Annotated in this window: 1 protein-coding gene and 2 pseudogenes; 2 read left to right on the top strand and 1 reads right to left on the bottom strand. The window is 72.5% G+C overall.

Going from position 1 to position 1,750, the window contains the following annotated elements; genetic code table 11:
* Positions 1-164, top strand: a pseudogene (locus PROKR_RS33175) (exodeoxyribonuclease VII large subunit); the annotation flags it as partial.
* 53 nt (positions 165-217) lie between these two features.
* Entirely contained in the window at positions 218-1,360 is a 1,143-nt protein-coding gene (locus PROKR_RS27715) for an epoxide hydrolase family protein (protein ID WP_036970322.1), read from the top strand.
* A gap of 2 nt (positions 1,361-1,362) precedes the next feature.
* On the opposite strand, the pseudogene PROKR_RS37680 reads toward PROKR_RS27715, so the two are convergent.
* A pseudogene (locus PROKR_RS37680) lies at positions 1,363-1,750 on the bottom strand (SAM-dependent methyltransferase); the annotation flags it as partial.

Here is a 1,750-nt window from a genome sequence, read left to right on the forward strand (position 1 = left end):
GGGCGCTGTCGCCGGCCTCGACGCTGGAGCGCGGCTACGCCGTCGTGCAGCGCGCGGACGGCCACGTGGTCCGCCACCCCGACGACGTCGCGGTCGGCGCGGGCGTGCACGTCCGCCTCGCGGAGGGCGCACTCGACGCCGAGGTGACCGCGACGAGTTCCTGATCCCAGCAGGTAGCGGACAGAACCTGTCCGCATCACCCGGAAAGGTAGATGTCATGACCGAGAACACCGCACTCACGCCGTTCCGCATCGACATCCCGCAGGCCGACCTCGACGACCTGCACGACCGGCTCGACCGCACGCGCCGGCCGCTTCCCGTCCCCGGCCGCGACGACCGGACGGACTTCAGCCGCGGCATCCCGCAGGCCTACCTGAACGAGCTCGCCGACTACTGGCGCCACGGGTTCGACTGGCGCGCCCAGGAGGCCGCGCTCAACGCGTACGACCAGGTCACCACGGTCGTGGACGGGCAGACGTTCCACGTGGTGCACGTGCGGTCGGCGAACCCGGAGGCCATGCCGATCATCCTGAGCCACGGCTGGCCCGGCTCGTTCGTCGAGTACCAGCGCCTGATCCCGCTGCTCACCGACAGGTTCCACGTGGTCGTCCCGTCCCTGCCGGGCTTCGGTTTCTCGACGCCGCTGTCGGGCACCGGCTGGGAGGTCGCCCGCACCACGGCGGCGTACGCCGAGATCATGACCCGGCTCGGCTACGAGCGGTTCGCCGCCCACGGCACCGACATCGGCGCGGGCACCACCGGCCGCCTCGCGGCGCTCTACCCCGAGCGGGTCATCGGCACCCACGTGGGCAGCGACGGCCGCTCGCTCGGCATGGTGGGCGACAAGTTCCCGTACCCCGAGGGCCTGACGGAGGACGAGATCGCGCAGATCGAGGCGGTCCGCGCCAAGGACACGGCCGAGCGCGGCTACTTCGAGATGCAGAACCACCGCCCCGACACCATCGGCGCGGCCCTGACCGACTCCCCCGTGGGCCAGCTCGCGTGGATCGCCGAGAAGTTCCAGACCTGGACCAACCCCGCCCACGCCACGCCGGACGAGGCCGTGGACCGCGACCAGCTGCTGACCGACGTCAGCCTCTACTGGTTCACCCGCAGCGGTGCCTCCAGCGCGCAGTTCTACTACGAGGCCGAGCACTCGGGGCTGGACTGGGTCGCGCCCTCGGGCGTGCCCGCGGGCTGGGCCGTGTTCGACACCCACCCGCTCATGCGCCGCGCGCTGGACCCGTGGAACGCCATGAGTCACTGGAGCGAGTTCACGGAGGGCGGGCACTTCCCGGCGATGGAGGAGCCGGAGCTCCTGGCCGGGGACATCCGCACCTTCTTCGACGGCCTCGCCTGAGCTCACACCCGGCGGGCCACGAACACCCACTCCAGCCCGGGCCGGTCCGGCGCGTCCAGCACCTCGTCGACCACGAAGCCGGCGTCCGCCAACGACGCCTCGATCTCGTCGCGCTCCCGGAACCGCAGCGTCGAGACCGAGGTGACCACGTCGCCGTCGGGCAGCAGGCCGGGCGGGAAGCGGAAGGAGCCCTGGAAGGTGACCAGCGGGAGATCGACCTCCAGGAGGTCGTTCCACTTCTCGACGTCGCCGACTCCCGGGATGGTGCGGCGGGCCGGCCGGCTCTCGCGGGTCCAGCCGAGCCAGGCCTGCCGGCCCGGCACCCGGGTCTCGAACACGAGGACGCCGCCGGGCCGGAGCGCGTCATGCACCGCCGCGAGCGCCCCGGCC

This window comes from Promicromonospora kroppenstedtii DSM 19349 (genome assembly GCF_000515355.1).
Classification (GTDB): Bacteria; Actinomycetota; Actinomycetes; order Actinomycetales; family Cellulomonadaceae; genus Promicromonospora; species Promicromonospora kroppenstedtii.

Excerpts from the sequence above, each read along its gene's own strand:
- PROKR_RS27715 (WP_036970322.1), top strand. The coding sequence starts at position 218 with ATGACCGAGAACACCGCACTCACGCCGTTCCGCATCGACATCCCGCAG.